Source organism: Pantoea sp. 18059 (assembly GCF_902706165.1).
Classification (GTDB): domain Bacteria; phylum Pseudomonadota; class Gammaproteobacteria; order Enterobacterales; family Enterobacteriaceae; genus Pantoea; species Pantoea agglomerans.
The window spans coordinates 446530-471807 of sequence record NZ_CACSJS010000002.1; the positions used below are offsets into that span (position 1 = coordinate 446530).

At 56.3% G+C, this 25278-nt stretch carries 26 protein-coding genes and 1 tRNA gene; 13 read left to right on the forward strand and 14 right to left on the reverse strand.

Annotation, left to right across the window (positions count from 1 at the left end):
- Nucleotides 1-63: 63 nt before the first annotated feature.
- On the reverse strand, nucleotides 64-1041 hold the full coding sequence (gene epmA, locus GVJ63_RS08840; RefSeq protein ID WP_003848297.1) for an elongation factor P--(R)-beta-lysine ligase: 978 nt from the start codon (nucleotides 1039-1041) through the stop codon (nucleotides 64-66).
- Between the two features lie 135 nt (nucleotides 1042-1176).
- Between epmA and GVJ63_RS08845 the strand changes: the two genes are divergently transcribed.
- On the forward strand, nucleotides 1177-1701 hold the full coding sequence (locus tag GVJ63_RS08845; RefSeq protein WP_061901835.1) for a lipocalin family protein: 525 nt from the start codon (nucleotides 1177-1179) through the stop codon (nucleotides 1699-1701).
- A 55-nt stretch (nucleotides 1702-1756) separates the two neighbouring features.
- On the opposite strand, the gene GVJ63_RS08850 is transcribed toward GVJ63_RS08845, so the two are convergent.
- The 3 genes from GVJ63_RS08850 to efp all read right to left on the reverse strand — a co-directional run bounded on the left by GVJ63_RS08850 (nucleotide 1757) and on the right by efp (nucleotide 2743).
- Nucleotides 1757-1891, reverse strand: coding sequence for an entericidin A/B family lipoprotein (locus GVJ63_RS08850; RefSeq protein WP_003848302.1), 135 nt, complete (start codon nucleotides 1889-1891; stop codon nucleotides 1757-1759).
- A 102-nt stretch (nucleotides 1892-1993) separates the two neighbouring features.
- Nucleotides 1994-2125: an entericidin A/B family lipoprotein gene (locus tag GVJ63_RS08855; protein ID WP_003848306.1), complete on the reverse strand. Its 132-nt coding sequence runs from the start codon at nucleotides 2123-2125 to the stop codon at nucleotides 1994-1996.
- 51 nt (nucleotides 2126-2176) lie between these two features.
- On the reverse strand, nucleotides 2177-2743 hold the full coding sequence (gene efp, locus GVJ63_RS08860) for an elongation factor P (protein ID WP_010251979.1): 567 nt from the start codon (nucleotides 2741-2743) through the stop codon (nucleotides 2177-2179).
- Nucleotides 2744-2786: 43 nt separating this feature from the next.
- Here efp and epmB point away from each other — a divergent pair, with 43 nt between their 5' ends.
- Complete coding sequence (epmB, locus tag GVJ63_RS08865) at nucleotides 2787-3815, forward strand: EF-P beta-lysylation protein EpmB (RefSeq protein WP_064704939.1); 1029 nt, start codon at nucleotides 2787-2789, stop codon at nucleotides 3813-3815.
- A 53-nt stretch (nucleotides 3816-3868) separates the two neighbouring features.
- On the opposite strand, the gene GVJ63_RS08870 is transcribed toward epmB, so the two are convergent.
- The 4 genes from GVJ63_RS08870 to GVJ63_RS08885 form a co-directional block, all read right to left on the reverse strand.
- On the reverse strand, nucleotides 3869-4216 hold the full coding sequence (locus GVJ63_RS08870; protein WP_010251983.1) for a DUF4156 domain-containing protein: 348 nt from the start codon (nucleotides 4214-4216) through the stop codon (nucleotides 3869-3871).
- Nucleotides 4217-4528: 312 nt separating this feature from the next.
- Nucleotides 4529-6178: a chaperonin GroEL gene (gene groL, locus GVJ63_RS08875; RefSeq protein ID WP_010251987.1), complete on the reverse strand. Its 1650-nt coding sequence runs from the start codon at nucleotides 6176-6178 to the stop codon at nucleotides 4529-4531.
- A 49-nt stretch (nucleotides 6179-6227) separates the two neighbouring features.
- Entirely contained in the window at nucleotides 6228-6521 is a 294-nt protein-coding gene (locus GVJ63_RS08880) for a co-chaperone GroES (protein ID WP_010251990.1), read from the reverse strand.
- Nucleotides 6522-6981: 460 nt separating this feature from the next.
- Complete coding sequence (locus tag GVJ63_RS08885; protein WP_181955364.1) at nucleotides 6982-7443, reverse strand: FxsA family protein; 462 nt, start codon at nucleotides 7441-7443, stop codon at nucleotides 6982-6984.
- A 328-nt stretch (nucleotides 7444-7771) separates the two neighbouring features.
- On the opposite strand from GVJ63_RS08885, the gene aspA reads away from it, so the two are divergent.
- The 6 genes from aspA (at nucleotide 7772) to GVJ63_RS08915 (ending at nucleotide 13499) form a co-directional block, all read left to right on the forward strand.
- Entirely contained in the window at nucleotides 7772-9208 is a 1437-nt protein-coding gene (aspA, locus tag GVJ63_RS08890) for an aspartate ammonia-lyase (protein ID WP_010251996.1), read from the forward strand.
- 111 nt (nucleotides 9209-9319) lie between these two features.
- Nucleotides 9320-10621: an anaerobic C4-dicarboxylate transporter gene (locus GVJ63_RS08895; RefSeq protein WP_033759606.1), complete on the forward strand. Its 1302-nt coding sequence runs from the start codon at nucleotides 9320-9322 to the stop codon at nucleotides 10619-10621.
- A 65-nt stretch (nucleotides 10622-10686) separates the two neighbouring features.
- Nucleotides 10687-11001: a divalent cation tolerance protein CutA gene (cutA, locus tag GVJ63_RS08900; RefSeq protein ID WP_158149634.1), complete on the forward strand. Its 315-nt coding sequence runs from the start codon at nucleotides 10687-10689 to the stop codon at nucleotides 10999-11001.
- Complete coding sequence (locus tag GVJ63_RS08905) at nucleotides 10977-12677, forward strand: protein-disulfide reductase DsbD (RefSeq protein WP_033787517.1); 1701 nt, start codon at nucleotides 10977-10979, stop codon at nucleotides 12675-12677. Before cutA ends, GVJ63_RS08905 begins: the two co-directional genes overlap by 25 nt.
- A gap of 63 nt (nucleotides 12678-12740) precedes the next feature.
- Nucleotides 12741-13316 (forward strand): transcriptional regulator, encoded by a 576-nt coding sequence (locus tag GVJ63_RS08910; RefSeq protein WP_010252014.1) that lies wholly within the window; start codon nucleotides 12741-12743, stop codon nucleotides 13314-13316.
- A gap of 107 nt (nucleotides 13317-13423) precedes the next feature.
- Nucleotides 13424-13499 (forward strand) — tRNA-Phe (locus tag GVJ63_RS08915).
- Between the two features lie 101 nt (nucleotides 13500-13600).
- Here GVJ63_RS08915 and GVJ63_RS08920 read toward each other — a convergent pair.
- From GVJ63_RS08920 to GVJ63_RS08930, 3 genes are all read right to left on the reverse strand, one after another.
- The gene (locus GVJ63_RS08920; protein ID WP_033759601.1) at nucleotides 13601-14770 is read right to left on the reverse strand and encodes a Gfo/Idh/MocA family protein; all 1170 of its coding nucleotides are present in this window, start codon (nucleotides 14768-14770) and stop codon (nucleotides 13601-13603) included.
- Between the two features lie 10 nt (nucleotides 14771-14780).
- Nucleotides 14781-15698 (reverse strand): TIM barrel protein, encoded by a 918-nt coding sequence (locus tag GVJ63_RS08925; protein WP_159226721.1) that lies wholly within the window; start codon nucleotides 15696-15698, stop codon nucleotides 14781-14783.
- 150 nt (nucleotides 15699-15848) lie between these two features.
- Nucleotides 15849-16874, reverse strand: coding sequence for a LacI family DNA-binding transcriptional regulator (locus tag GVJ63_RS08930; RefSeq protein ID WP_010672023.1), 1026 nt, complete (start codon nucleotides 16872-16874; stop codon nucleotides 15849-15851).
- A gap of 330 nt (nucleotides 16875-17204) precedes the next feature.
- On the opposite strand from GVJ63_RS08930, the gene GVJ63_RS08935 reads away from it, so the two are divergent.
- The 4 genes from GVJ63_RS08935 (at nucleotide 17205) to GVJ63_RS08950 (ending at nucleotide 20531) form a co-directional block, all read left to right on the forward strand.
- The gene (locus GVJ63_RS08935) at nucleotides 17205-18248 is read left to right on the forward strand and encodes a Gfo/Idh/MocA family protein (protein WP_010672024.1); all 1044 of its coding nucleotides are present in this window, start codon (nucleotides 17205-17207) and stop codon (nucleotides 18246-18248) included.
- Between the two features lie 18 nt (nucleotides 18249-18266).
- Nucleotides 18267-19145 carry a sugar phosphate isomerase/epimerase family protein gene (locus GVJ63_RS08940; protein ID WP_010252025.1) on the forward strand — a complete coding sequence of 293 codons (879 nt, stop codon included), beginning with the start codon at nucleotides 18267-18269 and terminating at the stop codon, nucleotides 19143-19145.
- A 218-nt stretch (nucleotides 19146-19363) separates the two neighbouring features.
- Complete coding sequence (gene yghU / locus GVJ63_RS08945; protein ID WP_022625250.1) at nucleotides 19364-20227, forward strand: glutathione-dependent disulfide-bond oxidoreductase; 864 nt, start codon at nucleotides 19364-19366, stop codon at nucleotides 20225-20227.
- Between the two features lie 10 nt (nucleotides 20228-20237).
- The gene (locus tag GVJ63_RS08950; RefSeq protein ID WP_010252030.1) at nucleotides 20238-20531 is read left to right on the forward strand and encodes a DUF1330 domain-containing protein; all 294 of its coding nucleotides are present in this window, start codon (nucleotides 20238-20240) and stop codon (nucleotides 20529-20531) included.
- 30 nt (nucleotides 20532-20561) lie between these two features.
- Here the strand turns inward: GVJ63_RS08950 and GVJ63_RS08955 are convergent, their stop codons facing one another.
- A complete protein-coding gene (locus GVJ63_RS08955) occupies nucleotides 20562-21656 on the reverse strand; it encodes a YncE family protein (protein WP_159226722.1) in 1095 nt (364 codons plus the stop codon).
- Between the two features lie 201 nt (nucleotides 21657-21857).
- The gene (locus GVJ63_RS08960; RefSeq protein WP_159226723.1) at nucleotides 21858-22796 is read right to left on the reverse strand and encodes a LysR family transcriptional regulator; all 939 of its coding nucleotides are present in this window, start codon (nucleotides 22794-22796) and stop codon (nucleotides 21858-21860) included.
- 64 nt (nucleotides 22797-22860) lie between these two features.
- On the opposite strand from GVJ63_RS08960, the gene GVJ63_RS08965 reads away from it, so the two are divergent.
- Nucleotides 22861-23931, forward strand: coding sequence for a tartrate dehydrogenase (locus tag GVJ63_RS08965; RefSeq protein WP_010672027.1), 1071 nt, complete (start codon nucleotides 22861-22863; stop codon nucleotides 23929-23931).
- A gap of 1 nt (nucleotide 23932) precedes the next feature.
- On the opposite strand, the gene GVJ63_RS08970 is transcribed toward GVJ63_RS08965, so the two are convergent.
- A complete protein-coding gene (locus GVJ63_RS08970) occupies nucleotides 23933-25264 on the reverse strand; it encodes a glycoside hydrolase family 28 protein (RefSeq protein WP_159226748.1) in 1332 nt (443 codons plus the stop codon).
- Between the last annotated feature and the right edge of the window lie 14 nt (nucleotides 25265-25278).

Genomic DNA, 25278 nt, shown 5'->3' on the forward strand with positions numbered 1-25278 from the left:
CGCTTTACTCTTCATCCGGGCCAACCCTTCCCCTCTAATCCGCCATCGTTTGTGATTAACCGATTAGCAGCGATCCACCGGAAACGCGATGACATCGCTCAATGACTCCGCTTTCAACGCCAGCATGATCAGGCGATCGATACCCAGTGCGACCCCGGAACAGGCAGGCATGCCATGCGCCAGCGCATCCAGCAGATATGTATCAATAGGATGCACAGGCAGGCCGCGCGCCGCACGGCGACGGTTATCCTGCTCAAAACGCTGACGCTGCTCACGGCTGTCGGTCAGCTCGCGGAAACCGTTCGCCAGCTCAATGCCTTTGTAATAGACCTCAAAGCGTTCGGCCACGCGGTGATCTTCGGTGCTAATCTCCGCCAGGGCTGCCTGGCTGGCCGGGAAATGATAAACGAAGCAGGGTTTATCCTGACCAATCTTTGGTTCCACACCCAGCATAAACAGCAGCATCAGTAAGGTATCGCGATCCTCTTCTGCACGCGCCAGCTCGCCTTCACCCAGTTTCTCTGCCGCTTCACGCAACTGCGCTTTATCCGCTGACAGCGGATCCAGCTCAAGATGACGGATAAACGCCTGCTGATAGGAGAGCGACTCAGCGCTGTCACACTCCAGCACCTGCTGCATCAGATCGTCGACTTCGTTCATCAGACGGTACATATCGTAATGCGGCCGGTACCACTCCAGCATGGTGAATTCCGGGTTGTGGTGACGTCCCGCCTCTTCGTTGCGGAAGCTGCGCGCCATCTGATAGATCGGGCCACTGCCCGCCGCCAGCAGGCGTTTCATATGATATTCCGGGCTGGTCATCAGCCAGAGATCGCGCCCCTGCGCAGCGCCAGGCCCGACAAAACGCGTCTGGAATGGCACCAGATGGATATCGGTAATGGTGGCCTGGCTCATCGCCGGCGTATCCACTTCCAGCACGCCGCGATCGGCAAAGAAACGACGCACTTCTGCTAAAATAGCGGCGCGTTTTAACAAATTGGCGATGGATGCGCTTGGTTGCCAGCTTGCCGTTTCGCTCATGGTGATGACTCCTGATGCAAATTAGGGGGGGAAGTCTACCTGCAATGCCTGCGGCAAACAATCTCGTGCCCGTACTGCCAAAAACAGCGTTTCGGCTTCTATACTTAAGCGGTTAAATCACAAAGGAATCCCACTATGTCTCCATGGAAAACAGTTGTTGCCAGCCTGAGTGCTTTTCTCTCTGTCGCCTGCAGCACTACGCCGCCAAAGAACGTCACGGTCGTAGATAACTTTGACAGCCAGCGCTATCTCGGTCAGTGGTATGAGATTGCCCGCCTTAACCACCCTTTTGAGCGCGGCCTTGAACAGGTAACGGCAAACTACAGCCCGCGTGAAGATGGCGGCCTGAAGGTAATCAACCGTGGCTATAACGTCAAAAAGCAGCGCTGGCAGGAGAGCGTCGGCAAAGCCTACTTCACCGGTGAACCCACGCGGGCTTCTCTGAAAGTCTCTTTCTTCGGCCCCTTCTATGGCGGCTATAACGTGATTGCTCTCGATCCTGACTACCGCTATGCGCTGGTATGTGGACCGAATCGCCACTATCTCTGGATACTGTCACGCACACCACAACTGGAGCCGGGCGTAAAAGAGAAACTGGTTGAGCAGGCGCGTCGGGATGGTTTCCCGGTTGAAGAGTTAATCTGGGTAAAACAGAAATAGTGCAGAATCTGACAAGCCGGTACGAAAAGCATTTCGTACCGGTTGGAATAACAGGTTACTTCGTGCTGTTCTGAATCGCCTGGCCGCCCGCTTCGACATCTTCACCTACGCCACGCGTTGTATTACAAGCTGTGAGCAGGGAAGAGAGCACCAGTACAGAGAAGATTGCAGCAATACTTTTCTTTAACATAACAATGTCCTTTTTGATGGATGTAAAGTACAGCGCTTTAAGCATAGCCGGATTTCCGGCAGTTGCTGCTGGCGAGACTTTAAAAAGGACAATCAGTTAAGGTCATTTTGCTGCCCGCGAAATGGCACCACCTAAGTGAGAGACATCTTCGCCAAAACCGTGGAATGTGTTGCAGGCGCTTAACGCAGAGGAGACCAGCAACGCGAACGCGATTAATTTTGCCAGCTTGATCATTTTTTTCTCTCAGACAAGAAAAAGGCGCACCAGAAGATGCGCCTGCGAATCTTATTTCACGCGTGACACGTATTCGCCAGAGCGGGTGTCAACTTTCACCACTTCGCCCTCTTGCACGAACAGTGGCACTTTCACCACGGCACCGGTAGAGAGTTTAGCTGGCTTGCCGCCAGTCCCTGCGGTATCACCTTTCAGGCCTGGATCGGTTTCGATAACTTCAGCTTCGATAAAGTTCGGCGGCTGAACGGCGATCGGACGACCGTTCCACAGCGTAACGATACATTCAGCGTTATCCTGCAGCCATTTCGCTGCATCGCTTACCGTCTTCTCTTCAACCTGGAACTGCTCAAAGCTTTCCGGATGCATGAAGTGGTAGAACTCACCGTCGTTGTACAGGTAGTTCAGGTTGGTATCTACTACGTCAGCGCCTTCGGCGGAGTCGGTAGATTTAAAAGTTTTCTCAACGCGAGAACCCGTCAGCAGGCGACGCATTTTAACGCGCGCGAATGCCTGACCTTTACCCGGTTTAACGAACTCACTGGATTCGATGGCATACGGCTCGCCTTCGAACATGATTTTAAGACCGGGACGGAAATCGTTGCTAGAATAAGTCGCCATGAAGGCCCTCTACGAAAATTGACACTGGTACTAAGCCAAAAAAATGGCACACATTGTAACCCTAAAAACACCTTCCAGAGAAGATTGGTTGCAGCAACTTGCGGATGTTGTCACCGAACCTGATGAATTACTGCGGATTTTAGCCCTTGATCAGCACACTGAGCTGGCTGAAGGTGCGGATGCGCGGCGTCTTTTCGCCTTACGTGTACCGCATGCGTTCATCCGCCGGATGAAAAAAGGCGATGCGCACGACCCGCTGCTGCTTCAGGTACTGACCCGCCGCCAGGAATTCACTGATGCGCCAGGTTATAGCACCGATCCGCTCGATGAACAAAGCAACGTTGTACCTGGATTGCTGCATAAATACCGAAACCGGGCTTTATTGTTGGTAAAAGGCGGCTGCGCCGTCAACTGTCGCTACTGCTTCCGCCGTCATTTCCCCTATCAGGATAATCCCGGCAACAAGCGTAGCTGGCAGGCTGCACTGGACTATATCGCCGATCATCCCGAGCTGGATGAGATCATTTTCTCCGGCGGCGATCCGCTGATGGCGAAAGATCATGAGCTCGCCTGGCTTATCGCCGCGCTGGAACAGATCCCGCATCTGAAACGTCTGCGCATCCACAGCCGTTTACCGGTGGTGATACCGGCGCGCATTACCGATCAGCTCTGTCAGATGTTAAGCGAGACGCGTCTGCAGGTGGTGATGGTGACGCACATCAACCATGCGCAGGAGATTGATGATGAGCTGCGTGAGGCGATGATCAGCCTGAAGCGTGCTGGAGTGACCCTGCTGAATCAGAGCGTGCTGTTGCGTGGCGTCAACGATAATGCGCAGACGCTGGCCACCCTGAGCAATGCACTATTTGATGCCGGCATTCTGCCCTACTATCTGCACGTGCTGGATAAGGTACAGGGTGCGGCGCATTTCTTTGTGTCAGATGACGAGGCCCGCCAGCTGGTGCGTGCATTACTGTCACAGGTCTCCGGCTATCTGGTGCCAAAGCTGGCGCGTGAAATTGGCGGAGAGCCAAGTAAAACACCGTTAGATTTACAGTTACGTCAGGAATAAAAACGGCCAGTAAAAGGCTGGCCGGTTCAATTTGGCAGACTGCCTGATTCACATTATGGGCACTTGTAGACCTGGCCGGTCATTTTGCTGTCGAGTGGCGCGAACGCGGACAACAGGTTCTGCGTCGGACTGGTTGCTCCATAAATCACGTTACCGCCCATCTCCGCTGCGCGATTGCGCAGGTCGTTTGCTGCGCCACGCAGTGCGCTGGTTTCCCCGCCTGCACCGCTCAGCCAGTTGCTCTGAGAGCCGGTAATATTGCCCAGAAGCTGACAGGTATTGCCAGGCTGCTGATCGGTGAACGTCACGCGCTGTCCTGCTGAAGAGAGTTGCGTAGAGCTGCTGCAGCCCGCCAGCAATAACGCGCCAGCCGTCAGTCCGAGCAAGAGGTTAATCCGCATTGTAATCCCCATTTATTATCATCAGAGTCGGGTGGCAGCGTAGCAGAAAAAGGATTTTTCTTTCTGCACATTCATTGCCCTTATCCCGTTATATCGTCTCAATATTTCACGCCGCTTGCAGGCTGGCAAGCGTGCCGATGCTGGTGAATAAAATGAAGCCAGTCGATCAGTCGGCGCAGCCGCAGACAGCGTGACATATCAAGAGGAAAGACGAACGATTGCGCCTTACTTATACTATTTTCCCACCCAAAAGAAAAACCCCCGACCGTTTCCGATCGGGGGTTCTTTGATGACTTAAGCAGTCAACGGCAATTACATCATGCCGCCCATACCGCCCATGCCACCCATACCGCCAGCGCCGCCGCCTAAATCAGGTGCGTCGCCTTTTGGCAGGTCAGTGACCATACATTCGGTTGTGATCATCAGACCCGCAACAGAGGCCGCGTACTGCAGAGCAGAACGGGTCACTTTGGTTGGGTCCAGGATACCGAAGTCGATCATGTTGCCGTACTCTTCAGTCTGCGCGTTGTAACCGTAGTTACCGTCGCCCGCTTTCACGTTGTTAGCGACTACAGATGGCTCTTCACCGGCGTTAGAAACGATCTGACGCAGTGGAGATTCCATCGCGCGCAGCGCAACTTTGATACCGACGTTCTGATCTTCGTTCTGACCACGCAGATCAACCAGCTGTGCTGCCACGCGAACCAGCGCCACACCACCACCAGCAACCACACCTTCTTCAACGGCAGCACGGGTTGCGTGCAGCGCATCTTCAACGCGGGCTTTCTTCTCTTTCATTTCAACTTCAGTTGCTGCGCCTACTTTCAGAACGGCTACGCCGCCTGCCAGTTTCGCTACGCGTTCCTGCAGTTTTTCTTTGTCGTAGTCAGACGTTGCTTCTTCGATCTGCTGACGAATCTGGGTTACACGGCCCTGAATTGTCGCTTCTTCACCCACACCGTCAATGATGGTGGTGGTGTCTTTGTTGATCACAACGCGTTTTGCCTGGCCCAGATCTTCCAGAGCCGCTTTCTCCAGTTCCATACCGATCTCTTCAGAGATTACGGTACCACCGGTCAGGATAGCGATATCCTGCAGCATAGCTTTACGACGGTCGCCGAAGCCTGGTGCTTTAACCGCAGCCACTTTCACGATGCCGCGCATGGTGTTAACCACCAGTGTTGCCAGCGCTTCGCCTTCAACATCTTCCGCGATGATCAGCAGTGGTTTGCCGGCTTTCGCAACGGCTTCCAGCACTGGCAGCATTTCACGGATGTTAGAGATTTTCTTGTCAGCCAGCAGGATGAACGGAGATTCCAGTTCAATCGCACCGGTTTCTGGCTTGTTGATGAAGTAAGGTGACAGGTAGCCGCGATCAAACTGCATACCTTCAACCACATCCAGCTCATCCTGCAGGCCGGTGCCTTCTTCAACGGTGATCACGCCTTCTTTACCCACTTTCTCCATCGCCTGAGCAATCAACTGGCCCACGGTTTCATCGGAGTTAGCAGAGATAGTACCTACCTGCGCAATCGCTTTAGAGTCAGAGCAAGGAACAGACAGCGCTTTCAGTTTCTCAACCGCAGCGATAACAGCCTGGTCAATACCGCGCTTCAGGTCCATCGGGTTCATACCCGCTGCGACCGCTTTCAGGCCTTCGGTGATGATAGACTGTGCCAGTACGGTTGCAGTGGTGGTACCGTCGCCCGCAGCGTCGTTCGCTTTAGAGGCAACTTCTTTCACCATCTGCGCGCCCATGTTCTCGAACTTGTCTTCCAGCTCGATTTCACGTGCCACAGAAACACCATCTTTAGTGATGGTCGGTGCACCAAAAGATTTATCCAGGACTACGTTACGGCCTTTAGGACCCAGGGTAACTTTTACTGCATCTGCCAGTACGTTCACGCCACGCAGCATTTTTACGCGTGCGTCATTACCGAATTTTACGTCTTTAGCTGCCATCTTTAAATATCCCTTAAATTCGTTTCGTTCAGTGAATTACGCGTAAAAATTACGCTTCAACAACGGCCAGAATGTCGCTCTCAGAGATGATAAGCACCTCTTCGTTGTCGATTTTCTCGGTTTTCGCGCCGTAACCTTCGCTGAAGATCACGATGTCGCCAACCTTCACGTCCAGCGGCTTAATGTCGCCACTCTCAAGGATGCGGCCATTGCCGACAGCCAGTACTTCACCACGGGTGGATTTACCGGCTGCGGAACCGGTCAGCACGATGCCGCCAGCTGATTTAGCTTCAACTTCTTTACGCTTGACGATAACGCGATCGTGCAATGGACGAATTTTCATTTGATAGCTCTCCTTTGAGAAGTCCAATCATTCAGTTTTGGGGTTGAACACCGGGCTGCATGGCTTCCGGCCTCGTGACCAGAGAGATAGGGCCGCTGCCACCCACTTTCAAGGGGGCGGACAACAAATTTTTTACCTGTGAGTGATAAGTGATGGCTTTTTGAACAGATGATGGGGCAAATAAAAAACGCAACCCGAAGGTTGCGCCAGCGTGCTGACAAACTCAGTACAAGATGACCCTGGCAGCAACGGCTAAGCTCAGGGCGCAGGAAACAGGGTCAGAAGAGGAAAGCGTCACGCGCCACGGATGGCGCGGGCCGAGCAGTCATGGATGACGATTTTGCGACTTTCCGATCTGACCCTGTTCCCTGTGCGGCTCCGGTCTCACAGCTGGCCGGGTCAGGTTTTTCAACAATCTCACGCAACCCGAGGGTTGCGCTTTCAAAGGTGACAGCTGCGGTTAACGATCCTTGTGATCGTCATGATGCTCAAGGCGATCGCTCTCTTTACGCTCGAACTCGCCATCCATGGTGTAGCCGCTGTCTGGACCGGCTCCCGGTCCCCGCCAGACGCGCAGATGAGGCATCAGCTTCAGCGTCAGATGTTTCTGCACCGGTGGCAGCAGCAGCAGCAGGCCCAGCAGGTCGGTAAAGAAACCAGGCAGCAGCAGCAGGAAACCGGCGATGATCAGCGACACGCTTTTGATCATCTCATTGGCCGGGCTTTCATTACGTGCCAGCTTCTCCTGCATCAGCATAAAGTTTTTCATGCCCTGATTTTTGACCAGCGAGACGCCGATGCACGAGGTGAAGACCACCAACAGCATGGTAAGCAGCACGCCCATGACGTGTGCAACCTGAATGAAGAGGGAAATCTCAATCCAGGCCAGAACGAAAAAGACTAATAACGGTATCCAGCGCACCGTACTCTCCTGTAAGTAGGGGCTGAACGGCAGCGTGCCGGTCAGCAGAAAGCGTTCATCCTGAGGATGATAAGAAAAGAGATGGGCACCCGCGCCGCCATTTTCAACCGATCCTGTCAAATTTATCCTGCGGGGTTAATTTTGTAACCAACTTCACATATCGTTAACCAGGCTGCAGCATTAAGTGATCTGCATGCGTGCTTTTCATATGCATCAGAATATGATCGCACACGCCCCTATGAAGACGGATAATATGTCGGCACGGGTACACCACGACAAAATAAACACATCCTTTGTGATGGTTAGCGGCAACAACAAGAAGGTTATCATGGCGAACAACATTCGTATCGAAGAAGACCTGTTAGGTATGCGCGAAGTTCCGGCGGATGCCTATTATGGCGTTCATACTCTGCGTGCGATTGAGAATTTTTATATCAGCAACAGCAAAATCAGCGACATACCTGAATTTGTCCGCGGCATGGTGATGGTAAAAAAAGCGGCGGCGATGGCCAACAAAGAGCTGCAGACCATCCCGCGCAACATTGCCGATACCATCATTAAGGCCTGCGACGAAGTGCTCAATAATGGCCGCTGCATGGACCAGTTCCCCGTGGATGTTTATCAGGGCGGTGCCGGGACCTCGGTCAACATGAACACCAATGAAGTACTGGCGAACATCGGCCTTGAGCTGATGGGCCACCAGAAAGGGGAATATCAGTACCTCAACCCCAACGATCATGTGAACAAATGCCAGTCCACCAATGACGCCTACCCAACCGGTTTCCGCATCGCGGTCTACAGCTCGCTACTGAAACTGCTTGATGGCATCAGTCAGCTGGCCGAAGGCTTCCAGCACAAAGCCGATGAGTTCCAGACCATCCTGAAAATGGGCCGTACCCAGTTGCAGGATGCCGTGCCAATGACCCTCGGGCAGGAATTTCACGCCTTCAGCGTATTGCTGAACGAAGAGACCAAAAGCATTCTGCGCACCGCGGAACTGCTGCTGGAAGTGAACCTGGGCGCGACCGCCATCGGCACCCGCCTCAATACGCCGGAAGGCTATCAGCACCTGGCGGTACAGCGTCTGGCGGAAGTCAGCAACCTGCCGGTGGTGCCGGCGGAAGATCTGATTGAAGCAACTTCCGACTGCGGCGCCTATGTGATGGTCCATTCATCGCTGAAACGTCTGGCGGTGAAGCTCTCTAAAATCTGTAACGACCTGCGCCTGCTCTCCTCTGGCCCGCGTGCTGGCCTGAATGAAATCAATCTGCCAGAGCTGCAGGCGGGTTCCTCTATCATGCCCGCCAAGGTCAATCCGGTTGTACCGGAGGTGGTAAACCAGGTCTGCTTCAAAGTGATTGGCAACGACATCACCGTGACGATGGCCTCTGAAGCGGGCCAGTTGCAGCTCAACGTGATGGAGCCGGTGATTGGCCAGGCGCTGTTTGAGTCGATCAGCATTCTGACTAACGCCTGCTACAACCTGCTGGAGAAGTGCATCAACGGCATTACCGCCAACCGCGCAGTGTGCGAAGCCTATGTCTTCAACTCGATTGGTATCGTGACTTACCTCAACCCTTACATCGGCCACCACAACGGCGACATCGTCGGTAAAATCTGTGCGGAAACCGGTAAAAGCGTACGTGAAGTCGTGCTGGAGCGCGGCCTGCTGACGGAAAGTGAGCTGGACGATATCTTCTCGGTGCAGAACCTGATGTACCCGGTTTATAAAGCCAAACGTTATACTGATGAAAACGAACAGTAAGGTTTAACCGACGCTGGTTAACCAAAGGCACACCGCGATCAACACGGTGTGCCTTTTTTTTTGTTAAACAGCACACCCGGCTATTACCGGTTTATCTTTCAGGAGTCATTCATGTTTGTGGTTGAGCTGCTTATCGTCTTGATGGCGATCTGGTTGGGCGCACGTCTTGGCGGCATTGGTATCGGGTTCGCAGGCGGAATGGGCGTGCTGATCCTGACGCTGGGATTTGGCATGGCACCCGGCGCTATTCCGTTCGATGTGATTGAAATCATCATGGCGGTGATCGCCGCGATAGCCGCCATGCAGGTGGCAGGCGGCATGGATTATCTGGTGAGCCTGGCGGAACGCCTGCTGCGCCGCCATCCTCGCCACGTTACGCTGCTGGCCCCGCTGGTGACCTACCTGATGACGCTGCTGGCAGGTACCGGACATACCGCGTTCTCAACATTACCGGTGATTGCAGAAGTGGCGAAAGAGCAAGGCGTTCGCCCTTCCCGGCCGCTGTCGATTGCGGTAGTGGCTTCGCAGATCGCGATTACCGCATCACCCATTTCAGCCGCAGTGGTTTTCTTCGCCACTTTGCTTGAGCCGCGCGGCGTCAGCTATATCACGCTGCTGGCGATTGCCATCCCCTCGACCATGGTGGGCCTTTTCCTGGCGGCTCTGGTGACTAACTTCTTAGGCCGTGAGCTAAAGGATGATGAGGTTTATCAGGCGCGTCTCGCCAAAGGCGAAGTCACGCTGCGCGGCGCCAGCCTCTACCAAGCAAAACCGGGCGCGAAAAAATCGGTGCTGCTGTTTCTGACGGGCATCGTGGCCGTGGTGCTTTATGCCACTGCGACCAGCGCCAGCGTCGGGCTGATCGTCAATCCGCCACTGCCACGCAATGAAGCGATTGTGGTGTTTATGCTGACCATCGCCACGCTGATCAGCCTGACCTGCAAACTCGACACCAGCGAAATCCTCAGCGCCAGCACCTTCAAGTCCGGCATGAGCGCCTGTATCTGCGTAATGGGCGTCGCCTGGCTGGGCGATACCTTTGTGAAGGCACATCTGGCGGAGATTCAGATGCTGGCGGGCGACACGCTGAAAACCTATCCGTGGATGCTGGCGCTGGTGCTGTTCTTCGCCTCGATGCTGCTCTACTCGCAGGCTGCGACCACCAAAGCGCTGATGCCCGCCGCGCTGCTGCTGGGCGTTACGCCGCTTACTGCCATCGCTTCCTTCGCGGCGGTTTCAGCGCTGTTTGTGCTGCCGACCTACCCGACCCTGCTGGCCGCCGTTGAGATGGATGACACCGGCTCGACCCGGATTGGCAAGTATGTGTTTAACCATGCCTTTATCATTCCCGGCGTGATCGCCATTGCGCTGTCGGTGCTCTCTGGCTTCGTTTTTGGCGGATTGCTGCTATAAGCGCACTCCTCGTGTTACGGATGGAGCGTGCTATCATCGGCGCTCTTTAAAACAGGAGTCACAGGATGAATGCTGTCGTTATCCTCTGCACCACACCCGATCAGGTCACGGCGGAGCACCTTGCTGGCTTAGCGCTGGAAGCCAGGCTGGCGGCCTGTGTCACACTGCTGCCGGGCGCCACCTCCTGGTATCTCTGGCAGGGAAAAATGGAGCAGAGCAACGAAGTCCAGATGCTGCTGAAATGCGACAGCGATCATCAGCAGGCGCTGTGTGATCTGCTCAAAGACGCTCACCCTTACGATGTGCCCGAACTGCTGGCGCTGCCGGTTCAATATGGAGACAGTGAATACTTGTCATGGCTGCACGCATCTCTCGCTTAATTACGCTTCTGCTGACGCTGTTTATCGGCCTGCAGGCGCACGCTTCACTCTTTTCAAATCCGGCGACCAGTCGCTTTGTGCCGGTCGATCAGGCCTTTACTTTTGACTTCGACCAGCAGGGCGCGCAGCTCAACCTGCACTGGAAAGTGAAATCGGGTTATTACCTCTATCGCCAGCAGATCCACATCACACCGCAGAACGCGACCATCGCGCCGTTAACGCTGCCGGCTGGTCAGCCGCATGAAGATGAATTCTTCGGCAAAAGTGAAATCTATCCGCAGGATCTGACGCTGCCGGTGACGCTGCAACAGGCGGCCAGCGGCGCCACGCTCAGTGTGACTTATCAGGGCTGTGCCGCCGCCGGATTCTGTTATCCGCCAGAAACGCGCAGCGTTCCGGTAAGTGCGGTGACCGCCAGCAGCGCACCGCCGCCGGTCAGCGCTCAGCCCGCGCCCGCCAGCCCGCTGCCTTTCTCGCCGCTCTGGGCGCTACTGATTGGTATCGGTGTCGCGTTTACGCCCTGCGTACTGCCGATGTATCCGCTGATCTCCGGCATTATCCTTGGCGGACAGCGCCACTATTCGCTGGGCCGGCTGTTCGCGCTGGCGATGGTCTATGTGCAGGGGATGGCGCTGACCTACACGCTGCTGGGAGTAGTCGTCGCGGCAGCGGGCCTGCGCTTCCAGGCCGCGTTGCAGCATCCTTATGTGCTGTTCACGCTCTCACTGCTGTTTATCGTGCTGGCGCTGTCGATGTTCGGCCTGTTTACGCTGCAACTGCCCGCCAGCCTGCAAACCCGCCTGACCCTGTGGAGTAATCGTCAGCAGGGTGGCTCGCTGCCCGGCGTCTTCCTGATGGGGGCGCTGGCGGGTTTGATCTGCTCGCCCTGCACCACGGCCCCGCTCAGCGCCATTCTGCTTTACATCGCGCAGAGCGGAAATCTGTGGGCCGGTGCCGGGACGCTGTGGCTCTATGCGGTCGGAATGGGATTACCGCTGATCGCCGTGACCCTGTTTGGTAACCGGCTGCTGCCGAAAAGCGGCCCGTGGATGCAAACCGTCAAAGAGGGCTTTGGTTTTGTCATCCTGGCGCTGCCGGTCTTCCTGCTGGAGCGGGTGCTGGGCGATGCGTGGGGATTGCGGCTCTGGAGCCTGCTCGGCGTGGCGTTCTTTGGCTGGGCGTTCAGCGTCAGCCTGCGCGCCAGCAGCGGTAAGTGGCGCGTAGTACAGATTATCATGCTGGCCGCTGCGCTGATCAGCGCACGCCCGTTGCAGGACTGGGCCTTTGGCGGACCGGCGCAGCAGCAGGCTGTGGCACCGCTGCCGTTCCATACTATCCAGACGCCGCAGCAGCTCGATAGCGCGCTGCAGCAGGCCCGCGGCCGCATCACCATGGTCGATCTCTACGCTGACTGGTGCGTCGCCTGCAAAGAGTTTGAAAAATATACCTTTAGTGACAGCGCCGTGCGCGATAGCCTGAGTCAGGTACAGTTGCTCCAGGCCAACGTCACCGCCAACAACGCCAGTGATAACGCGCTGTTGCAGCACCTTCAGGTGCTGGGCTTACCGACGATTTTGTTCTTTGATGCGCAGGGCCGCGAAATAGCCGGATCGCGCATCACCGGGTTTCTCAATGCCGCCGAGTTCCGGGCGCATTTGCAGAAACTTACCCCGTAAACAACACTGGAGTCAGGTCATTGCCCGGTGCATTACCGGGCCTGCATACCAGAGGAGAGTCACTTGCAGCGTGAACAGATACTCGAGCATGCATTGAATGTGCTTGAACAGAACGGCCTCGCCGCCACCCTCTCATTGGAAACCCTGGCGGGATCCGAATTAACCCGTGACCAGCTTCAGCAGTTCTGGCCCGATCGTGACGCCCTGCTCTACGATGCACTGCGCTATCACGGGCAGCAGATTGATACCTGGCGACGCCAGATCCTGCTGGATGAATCGCTGTCGCCCGACCAGAAGCTGATGGCACGCTATGAGGTCCTGAGTGAGCAGGTCAGCAAAGGACGCTTTCCAGGCTGCCTGTTTATCGCCGCCTGTAGCTTCTACCCGCAGCCCGATCAGCCCATCCATCAACTGGCCGAACAGCAGAAACGCGGCTCATGGCAGTTCACCCACGACATTCTGGTGGAGCAGGCGCTGGACAACCCCAGCATGGTGGCCGATCAGATGGAGCTGATTCTTGAAGGCTGCCTCAGCAAGCTGCTGGTGAAGCGCAATGTGCAGGATGTCGCCACCGCACAGCGGCTGGCGGAGGATGTTTACAGCATCGCGCTGTGCCGTAAAAATGGCGCGCTGGCCTGAGGTTTTACCCGCTTTGACTGAAAATCAGGCAATCAGTCACGTTTCCAGGGGTTTTTTAGTGAAAGCCGTTGACGACCCGCGGCCTTTACGGTTTAATGCGCCCCGTTGCCCGAATAGCTCAGTCGGTAGAGCAGGGGATTGAAAATCCCCGTGTCCCTGGTTCGATTCCGGGTTCGGGCACCAAAATTTAAAGAACCCGCCTCTGGCGGGTTTTTGCTTTTGTGGAACGAACCCGTTATCGAAGGTTCGATACACTCGCCACATCCTGTGGCTCGCCCTCTGCTTCAGCACGCCACCCACACTGCACCGGCATCCGCCGATTTCACGCACTGCGCGACCCAGCGCACGCCCATTAATCCGGCATGCACGTCGGGATACCAGAAATTCTGCAGGAAGTCGGTGTCATGGCGATCGGTGGCATCCATCGCCAGCGCGAAGCGACGATAAAGATTGGACCAGGCTTCAAATAACCCCTCGGTATGCCCTCCGCCAATGCGGTCCTCTTCCAGCGCGCGCGGATTAAGATAGCCCATGCCGCGCTCCAGAATGCGCACTGGCTCGCCCTGCACTTCATAGCGCAACTGGTTCGGCTGCTCATCCCACCATTCCAGACTGGCTTTCGATCCGACGACCCGAATCTTCTGCCCGTGCATCGATCCGGCATTCACCGCCGACGCCCATAACGTGCCGACTGCGCCGTTGTCATACTCCATCATCACAAAGGCGTTATCCTCCAGCGGCGCACGCGACGCGACAAAGCTCTGACGCGAACAGAGCAGACGCGTCACTTTCAGCTGAGGCAACATCGTTTCTGCGATAAATAACGGATGCGTCGCCAGGTCGCCTAACACGTAACTCGGGCCGACAAAGCGCGGATCGACCCGCCAGCGGGTGCTTTCACTCTGCAACTCCACCGCCTCATTATGGAAGCCGTGGGCAAACTGCATGTTAACGATGCGGATCTCACCCAAAGCCCCTTCGGCGATCATTTCCCTGGCCTGATGAACCAGCTGATGCCCGGCGTAACCGTAGGTGACGCCAACAACCTTCTGCTTCTCCCGGCTAAGCTGCTCCAGCTCATCCGCCTCTTCGACCGTAAAACAGAGGGGCTTCTCGCACACCACATGCAGCCCGGCATTAAGCGCCGCGCGGCAAATGGCGAAGTGAGTATTATTAGGCGTGGCGACAGACACCGCCTCAATGCCATCTTCACGCGCGGCTTCCCCGGCGAACAGGCTGGCATAATCGGGATAACAGCGGTCCGGTGCCACACCCAGCGCCTGACCAAACTCACGCCCGCGTGCGGCATCAATATCAAACGCCCCCGCCAGCAGCACAAAGTTTCCGTCACGCTGTGCTGCAGAGCGATGGATATAGCCAATCTGGCTGGTGCCGCCGCCGCCGATCATGCCCCAGCGCAGCGAGCGATTAGCCGCTTTTTTACCGTTAATCATGCTGTTGTCCTCAGAATCCTGTTGATCGGAGATAGTCCAGGCTGGCTTTAACATCCCGCAGAATGGTGTCGGCATGGCGCGGATCACGCTCCTGTTCGATGGTGATCCAGCCCTGATAGTTACGCTCAGTCAGCAGCGTGCGCACCGCCGGATAGTCAATTGCGCCCTGCCCCAGCGGACACATCACCCCCTGCGCGCAGGCAGTGAAAAAGTCGAGTCCGCGAGAGAGGGCGTCACGCCAGACCCGCTGATTAACGTCTTTGAAGTGGAGGTAATCGATGCGGGTCCAGTACTGTTGCAGTGAAGCGACCGGATCCATCCCGGCGTAATAGAGATGGCCGGTATCCAGACATAAACCAGCCACCTGATGCGGAATATCACTGACCAGCCGCGCAAGCTCATCGGCAAACTCAATGCAGCCGCCCGCATGCGGATGGATCACCGGTCGCACGCCATACTCCTGCCAGGCAATCTCACTCAGAATGGTGATGTGTCGCATCATGCGCTGCCAGTCGTCAGCGGAGAGCCGTGGCGCTTTTTCTGACTGACCGGCATATTTCGCCCGCTCCGGATTCCCGAAGTCGATGATCACCAGATAAGGCGCGCTGGCGCCGGGCGTTTTGACGGTGGCTGGTACGCTGGCCAGGGTACGGCACAGGTTGTGGGTCAGCGTCACCAGTTCAGGGAAATGCGCTTCACTGACCAAATCATCAAAAATCGTACCCGCCACCAGCGAAAGCTGATGCGCATTAAGCTGCCGGGTCAGTTCGGCTGCATCGGCTGGCAGATAGCCCCAGGGGCCGAGTTCAATACTGGGATAACCAGCCAGAGCGGCTTCAGTCAGGACTTTCTGCCATGGCGGCAGCCAGAGATTAGCGGGATCGTCGACGCCCCAGCTACAGGGCGCATTAGCAATGTGAAAGGTCATGATATCTGCCTGTGCAGTGAGAACTGCTGGCAGTATCAAATGAAAATTTCATCTCAGACAACAATGAAAGTTTCATTTTTTGATAGAGATCGCGTTTAAATATTTCTTTATATGATAGTTTTCTATCAAATATCCGCTAACCTGCTCTTTCTACAGGTTTTCACGCGTCACGATTTCAAAGGGTACGGTCACCTGCGCAAAATGGTCGCGCTGTTCCATCCGGCTGTTGAGGCAGGTGGCGATCACCGCCGCAGCCATGGCATCAATACGATGGCGCAACATCAGCGTAATGGTGCCATCAATCAGCGCCAGCTCATCGCCGGGCAGCGGACCGTGGCACAGCAGATCGATCTGTCTGCGCCCGCTGTCACGCAGCGCCCGCACCACACCCTCTATGCCGCCGCAGGGCGCATAAATCATCACCAGATCATCATGAGTGTCCAGCAACTGCCGGGTCGCCTGATAGCCTCCTTCACCCGACTCATGCGTTTTTAACGGTTCCAGTACCCGCTGGCTGATGCCTGACTCGCGCAGGTAAGAGCGGAAACTGATCTCGCTGCTCTCCTGGCAGGTAAAGCGGTGATCGCCCAGCAGCACCCCAACGCATCCCGGCTGACGCAGCAGATGCTGTGCCATCCAGGCCGCCGTACGTCCCGCTTTCTGATTATCAATGCCGATAAACCCCGCATGCTCACAGGGCGAGAAATCAGAAAACAGCGCGTAAACCCGCACGCCCAGTCGGGACACATCCTGAATCGCGTGACGAATCAGCGGATGATCCAGCGCCACCAGCGCAATCACATCACTGCGCTGTGCCAGCAGACGCAGCGAGTGCGCCACCGCCTCCACTTCATGAATATCATGCCAGCAGAATTCAGGTTCGCTGCCCTGTGGCTGCTGCGCCTTCAGCTGCTGTTTCAGCACCTCGCCTAGCTGCTGATAAAACGAATAACGGGCAGGCAGCAGGATAAAGCTCACGCGAACGGTTGCCGCAGCGAGCGGCGATGTTGTCCGGATGTGTGCCTGCGTCAGGTGATAGCCCAGCTCGCGGGCCGCAGCCAGCACTTTCTGCTCGGTCACGCTGCGCACCGGCGCGCGTCCATTCAGCACCCGATCCACGGTGGCCACGCCCACGCCCGCCGCCTGCGCAATAGCGGTCATCGTCACTTTTGACATCATCCTTCTCCCTGCTTCTGCTCTCTGTAGCGCTGGCTGACGGCTACGCCTATATATTCTGTTGTCTGAGACATCAACACTCTATCGCGGCACAGCCATTTCCTCTCATTTATTTGATAGAAAGTCAGCGTTAATCTTGATCGTCCTCGCAAAATGAAACATTCATTTCTTTCTGCATTCTCTTTAAAACGCCCATTTGCTAAAACGGATAAAAATCCTGCGCCGATCGGGTTGATGGGATCACATCATTAAAAGGTTAGAGCGACGACGGCGGGCTTTCTATAGTGGAGCCCTGAGCAGCACCTGCCTGCACGTACAAAAGGAAAAGTTATGTTCCCTTCAACGCTTCCGGTTCCACGCCTGACCGCTGCCAGCCAGGTACCACAGTTGCGCTGGGGCATTATCGGGCCGGGCTGGATCGCCGACCATTTTGCCCATGCACTGCGCAAGCATACCCATCAGCAGATCACGGCGGTGGCTGCGCGTGACCCGGCAAAAGCACAGGCCTTTGCCGACAAATGGTCAATCAGCCATGCCACGGGCAGTATCGACGTGCTGCTGGCGCGGGAGGATGTTGATGCGGTCTATATCGCCACGCCCCACAACCACCATTTTCCCGATGGTCTGCGCGCGATTGCCGCCGGAAAGCATCTGCTGATTGAAAAGCCGCTGGCGCTGAATGCTCAGCAGGCGACACAGCTTAAACTGGCCGCCGCTGCCGCGAACCTGCTCTGTATGGAGGCGATGTGGTGCAACTTCACACCGAAATATGACGTTATCCGTCAGCTGCTGGAGGATGGCGTGCTCGGCGATGTTCACACCCTGATTGCCGATCATGGCGAGTTTTTCACCCCGGACCATCGCATCTTCAATGCCGATCTGGCGGGCGGCCCGATGCTGGATCTGGGCAGCTATCTGGTGGCGCTTAGCGTGTTTGTTGGCGGCGGTGCGCCTGACACGATCGTCGCCCGGGGCCAGCCCGTCCCGGCTGGGCGTGTAAACGGTCAGACGTCGATGCTGTTTACCCATCAGCACGGCATGCATTCGGTGCTGAATACCACCCTGTTCAGCAACACGCCAGGCGGCGCGGTGATCGCCGGACGCGAGGCCACGCTGGAACTGGCGGGCCAGTTCTATGCGCCCGGTAACTTCACCCTGACCTCCAGCGATCGGCGTCATCGCCTGCAGTGGCAGGAGCCTGCCAGCCGCTATGAACAGCTCTGTCATGAAATTAACCACTTCGCCTGGTGTATCGGTCAGAACCGGATCGATTCACCCATCCATTCGCTTGACCAGGCGATTACCACCCTGGCCACGATGGATAACGTCAGGCAGCAGATTGGCGTGACCTTCAATGAAGAACAGCAACCTTAATGTGCCCGGAGCAGAAAGATGAAAATCGCTTTTGATGTGGATGTGATTAAAGATTTAGGCATCACCCGTATGGTTCATCAGGTGGCCGACTGGGGATACAAATATATCGAACAGTCGCCGCATCCGCAGATCAACCCGTTTTATAAACATCCTAAAGCCAGCCGTGAAATCATCACCGAGTATAAGAATGCGTTAAACGCCACCGGGCTGGAGATCTCCTCGTTTATCGTGGTCTATCGCTGGTCCGGCCCGGATGAGCTGCGTCGTCAGGCGGCGGTGAAGAACTGGAAGCGGATGATCGAGATCGCGGTTGAGATGGGTGTGCAGGTGATCAACACCGAGCTCTCCGGCACGCCTAACGAGCCGGAAATCTGTGAAGAGATGTTCTATCGCTCCATGGAAGAGCTGCTGCCGATCATCGAACGTGAAGGCATCCGCGTCGAAATCCAGGCCCATCCGTGGGATTTCTGCGAAGAGAACAACGAAACCGTGGATATCGTGAAGTCGTTCCGCAGCGATAATGTGAAGTATATCTACAGCGCGCCACACACTTTCTTTTATGACAAAGGCAAAGGTGATGTGAAACCGATGCTGGAGTATGCCGGTGACGATCTGTCACACATGCTGATCGCCGACACCATGAACCATACAAAACACTGTCGCTACATCGTTAACCCGCCAGGGGTGGATGCCACCATTCACCAGCATGTCGGCGTGGGCGAAGGCGAAGTGGACTTCGACACCCTGTTTAAAACACTGCGCGACACCGGCTTTGCCACCCGCAGTTATAAAGTCGGCGGTGAACCGATCATCGCGGCGTCTCTGTTTGGCTACCCGGAAAAGATGAAGGTTCAGGCGGTAGAAACCCGCGAACTGATTGAGCGTGAACTGCTGTAACCCTGCCTGCCGTGCAGTCGCTGCTGACTGCACGGCCACCTCCGCTCAGGATAACGAACCACCTGCCTGACACACTTTTATTCACTTTTCTCCAGTGCCGCTGCCCGCCTGACATCAGCCCCCTGCAGCACGGCCTTGCGCAGCCAGCAGAGTTAAACCCCCTTCGCAGCACCTGCTACACTCCAGACCAATACCACACCATAAGGCGAACTTTCATTATGTCGGAAAATGCATATCAGCCCGCAAAAGTCTGGACCTGGGACCCTGAAGCCAAAGGTAACGGCGCTAAAACTAATCGTCCGTTCGCTGGTCCCACCCATGAAAAAGCGTTGCCGGTCGGCAAGCATCCTTTACAGCTCTATTCGCTTGGCACGCCTAACGGCCAGAAAGTGACCATCCTGCTGGAAGAACTGCTGGCGCTTAACGTCAACGATGCGGAATATGATGCCTGGCTGATCCGTATCGGCGAAGGCGATCAGTTCTCCAGCGGTTTTGTCGACGTAAACCCGAACTCGAAAATCCCGGCGCTGAGCGACCACTCGGCAACGCCGCCGATTCGGGTATTTGAATCGGGCAATATCCTGCTCTATCTTGCGGAGAAGTATGGCTACTTCCTGCCGAAAGATATCGCTGGCCGCACCGAAACCCTGAACTGGCTCTTCTGGTTACAGGGCTCAGCGCCTTACCTCGGCGGTGGTTTCGGTCATTTCTATCACTACGCGCCAGAAAAAATTGAGTACGCCATTAACCGCTTCACGCTGGAAGCGAAGCGTCAGCTCGACGTGCTGGATCGTCAGCTGGCAGATAACCGCTATCTGGCCGGTGATGACTACACCATCGCTGATATCGCCACCTGGCCGTGGTACGGCAACATGGTGCTGAATGACCAGTATGGCGGTGCCGAATTCCTGGATGTGCACTCCTATAAAAATGTGGTGCGCTGGGCGAAAGAGATCGCGCTGCGACCTGCTGTGATTCGTGGCCGCAAGGTCAACCGTGTCATGGGCGACCCGGCCGATCAGCTGCACGAGCGTCATGATGCCGCTGACTTCGATACCAAAACCCAGGATAAAAAAGCTTAAGGAGAGACCTGTGAGTGCATATGTTGTATTTATTCGTGATAACACCCTGAACCAGGACGAAATGGCGATCTATGCCGAGAAAGCGGGCGAGGCTCGCGGCGATCATCAGATCAATCCTCTCGCCTTTTATGGCGAACTGGAAACGCTGGAAGGGCAGGAAGCGGAAGGCGTGGTGATTCTGGAATTCGCGAGCCGCGAAGCCGCACATGCCTGGTATGACAGCCCGGAATATCAGGCTGCCAAAGCGCACCGTCTGAAAGGCGCGAACTATCGCGTGGTGCTGGTAGAAGGTGTGGCTAAGTAAAGATGCAGGCGGCAGCGATGCCGCCTTTTCTTATTGCAGTGTGATACGCGCCACGCCATCCAGCCCCTGACTGCTGTGATCGTCATTGAAGCCCTGCTTCAGGGTGACGAACAGGGTCTGCCCGTCCGGTGAGACCAGCAGACTGTTGGGGTGGCTATCAAATGACCAGCTGTTTTTCACCTCATAGGTGGTGCCATCCAGCTGCAGCACCTTCTTCGATTCGCGCTGGCTGATATAAATCTCATTGCGCTTGCCATTAAATTTAATCCCCAGTGAGTCGCCCGGATTCAGACGCTTAATGACCTTGCCGTTGCGCTCATCAAACACCAGCGTATTTTTCGCTTTTGAATTATCCGTCACAAACAGGCGACCGGTTGCCGGATCCTCGGCCATATTCAGGAACAGATACTCCTGCCCGTCACCCGCCGTCAGGCGCTGCTCGATTTTGTTATTGCGCGGATTGATCACCAGGATTTCCCCGCTGCCGTTCGCCGCATAAATCCGGTCGCTGACCGGCGAGAAGATGATACCTGTGACCCACTTCCCGGCATTTTTTATCCGGGTTTTCAGCGTCAGGGTTTTGGCATCAACCACCCAGATCACGCCCGGATCGCCCACGCCGCCGACATAGAGCAGCCCGTCATGCAGAAAGATTTCACGCGTGCCATAGGGCATGCCTTTCTCGTTTTTCTCGTCAAACATCAGGCGCTTCAGCACTTTACCGTTATCAGGATCGATTTTAGAGATACCGCCATCCAGCGTGTTGGTGGCGTAGAGTGCGCTGCCGTCAGGCGCGCTGATCAGACCAAAGTTTTTCAGATCGAAGTGTCCCGCGCCGGTGCTCTGCAGCGTGGAAGCATCAAGACGGTAGATCATGCCGCCGCTGATATCTTTAAATCCCTGCGCGCTGGCGACATAGAGGGCGTTTTTTGCTGGCAGATAGGCCATCTCATACAAACCTTCACCCAGCTCGCGCTGAATCAGGTTATCCGGGCTGGAGGGCTGCATCACCACCGGCGCGCTGGCATCCACTTTTTTCGCCGGCATCTGGCACGCCGTCAGGCTGAAGGTGGTCACCATCGCCAGTGTAAGTGCCGCTGTACGCGGACTGAACAACGCTTTCATACTTAACTCCCCTATCTGCCTGCTGCTCCCGGCTGGCCACAACGCAGAGGACAGGCTGGAAATAAAAAGAATAAGAATCATACGCAGCCGCTAAAACGCTGTAAACGCAGCGGCACGCTGACGCAACCGAATCAGCTTAATGCGGTATGTATATTGTCCGCAGGCGTCTGGCCGCACCAGAAACTGCCTTTAAAAGCCTGGCTAATCAACCGATTGCAGATTGCTCTGCAGAAACGCCACAAATGCGGTAATACGCGCCGGAAGCTGACGCTGCGCCTGCCAGACCGCAAAAATATCGCCATCCGGTGCCTGCCAGTCGGGTAACACCGGCAGCAGTTCGCCCGTCGCCAGACTGTGCTGCGCATCCCACCAGGAACGCAGCAAGATGCCATGCCCATCCATCGCCAGCCGCATCGCCACTTCGCCATCGTTGGTGATAAGACTGCCGCGCACTTTCTGATTGATGCTCTGTTCGCCGCTGGTCAGTCGCCACAGGGTAAAATCGCTGTCGTGCTGGCGCAGTAAAATGCAGTTGTGTTGTGCCAGATCGCGCACTGTCTCCGGCAGACCGTGCCGGGCGGCATAGGCGGGTGAGCAGCAGAGAATGCGCGGATTGGTACGCAGTTTGCGCGCCACCAGCCGTGAGTCGGGCGGTTCTCCGACGCGGATATCAATATCCATGTGGGCATCAAGAAAATTAAGTGGCTGGCTGCTGAGCTGCAGCGACAGCGAGAGTTCCGGGTGCAGCGCGGCAAAAGCCGAGACGCAGGGCGCAATATGCCGACGGCCAAAGCCAAATGAGGCGTTGATGTTAAGTATGCCGCGCAGCTGGGCGGTTTCGCCGCTGACCTCCTCTTCCAGCGCCGCCAGCTGATCCAGCAATGGACGCGCACCCGCCAGATATCGGCGCCCTTCCGGCGTCAGCTCCAGTCGTCGCGTGGTGCGGCGCAGGAGTTGCACACCAAGCCGCTGTTCCAGCTGGCTCAGACGTTTGCTTACCGCCGCCAGCGACAATCCCAGTTCGCGCGCCGCCGCAGTCAGGCTATCCAGCGCAGCCAGGCGAACAAAGAAGGCTAAATCATCGGTGGAGGTGCGGGATTCTCTACTTTTATTCAACACTGGATTGCCTTTCAGGCTCATTATTTCCCCGTAAGCGACAGTTATACTGCGTACACAATTCGAACATCAACCGGAAAGGTACCCTGTGACTGACAAAATTCACTCTGTTGCCGTGATCCCTGGCGACGGCATCGGCAAAGAAGTGATGCCGGAAGGCGTCCGTGTAATGAATGCGGCCGCAGAGAAATTTAACATTCCGCTGCGCTGGGAGTGGTTCGATTACGCCAGTGCCGACTACTGGCAGCAGCATGGCAAAATGTTGCCTGACGACTGGTTTCCACAGCTGAAAGCCTTTGATGCAATCTATTTTGGCGCGGTCGGCTGGCCCGATGTGGTGCCCGACCACGTTTCACTGTGGGGCTCGCTGCTGCAGTTCCGCCGGGAGTTCGATCAATATGTGAATCTGCGTCCGGTGCGACTGATGCCAGGCGTCAAAGCGCCGCTGGCGAATCGTCAGCCCGGCGATATCGACTTCTATGTGGTACGCGAAAACACTGAGGGTGAATACTCCAGCGTCGGCGGCACCATGTTTCCCGGCACCGAACGTGAAGTGGTGATTCAGGAGACGGTGATGACGCGCACCGGCGTCGATCGCATCCTGAAGTTTGCCTATCAGCTGGCGCAGAGTCGGCCGAAGAAACACCTGACCTCCGCCACCAAATCGAACGGTATTGCCATCACTATGCCCTACTGGGATAGTCGCGTTGAAGCCATGGCCGGTCAGTTCCCCGAGGTTCGCGTCGATAAGTATCACATCGATATTCTCACCGCTAACTTCGTGCTGCATCCGGACTGGTTTGATGTGGTGGTCGCCAGCAATCTGTTTGGCGATATCCTCTCCGATCTCGGCCCGGCCTGTACCGGCACCATCGGCATCGCCCCTTCGGCCAATATCAACCCGGAAGGCCTGTTCCCCAGCCTGTTTGAACCGGTTCACGGTTCTGCGCCCGATATCGCCGGTAAAGGTGTCGCCAATCCCATCGGACAGATCTGGTGTGGCGCGATGATGCTGGAGCACCTCGGCTACAAAGCGGCAGGTGATGCGGTGTTAGACGCGATTGAACGCACGCTGGCAGCGGGTGAGCACCTGACGCGCGATCTCGGCGGCAGCGCCAGCACCGAACAGCTCGGTATGGCCATCGCCGCCGCGCTGTGATTTAGTCCGGCAACTGCACCACGCACTCGGGGTGCCAGCCTGGCGGTAACGGTTCCGGCCGTATTATCGCCAGGCTGTGCAGTTGCAGGTTCTCCACCCCGCGTGCGAACAGGCCCGGCAGCCCGCCGGGATAGCGCTCTACGCCAAAAGCTTCTCCGGTTTTCGGGTCAAGTTTGTAGGCGTTATCCAGCCGCATGCCGGTCGGGGAGTCCGGGTTACAGGGCGGCCGTACGTCATAGTGTCCCTGTGCAACCGGTGCCACGATCTGCCGCATTTGCAGCTGGCTGATGACCACATCGCGTATCCAGCCCGGTTCTGCGGCATGCAGGTTAATCGCCCCTTCCGCCACGCCCGTAACGTTACTGAACTGCACCTGCTCTACGATGCCGGGCGTAATGGCGGGATCGCGCCTGCGCACCGAAATATGCAGCGGATCGGCTTTTCCCCAGTGACAGGGCGGCGCATGGTGACAGGCAAAAGTCAGATTACTGAACAGCAGACGCCGCATCGCGCCGCCGTCACGCGACAGAATGCCAATGCCACGGTTGGAATCAAAAATGGTGCAGCCGGTCACCGTGACATCTTCCACATCATCCCAGGTTTCAGTGCCGATTTTAAAGGCGCAGCTGTAGCTACGCAGCAGGCAGTTGGTGATCATAATCTGCCGCGCCGGACGCCGCAGCGCGGCCGGTTTATGGGTGGTTTTGATGCAGATGGCATCATCGGCAGCACTGAGATAGCTATTGCTGACAAACACCGCTTCGCAGCTGTCGATATCGAGCGCATCGGTATTCGGCATGGTCATGGCATTGTCGATGGTGAGGTGGTCGATATGCACATGGCGACAGCTCACCAGATGCACCGTCCACATCGGCGCCTGCACGATGGTAAAAGCGGTCAGCGTTACCTGCTCACAATCTTCAAACACAATGATCCGCGGCCGGTCCGCACGCGGCAGGCGATAGCCCTGCTCGTCACGCTCAGCGGCAAACCAGGCTTCACCGTCACCGTCTATACGGCCGGTGCCGCTGATGGTGATATTGCGCTGGCCCAGCGCATAGAGCAGCACATTGTGGGACTTCTCAGCACAGCTCAGCGCCTGTACCGCCTGGTAATCAGCCAGCCGCTGACTGGCGATCAGCACCGCGCCCGCTTCAAGATGGAGTTCAAAATCAGAGGGCAGATTCAGGCAGCCGCTGCGATAACGCCCGGCAGGCAGGGTCAGACGGCCACCGCCCGCCGCCGCAATCTGATCCATAGCGCGTTGCAGCACGGCCGTGTCCGGGGTTTCGCCATCGGCGACAGGGTGAAAATCAGCAAGGGAAAGGTGCATCATGCGTCTCCCGC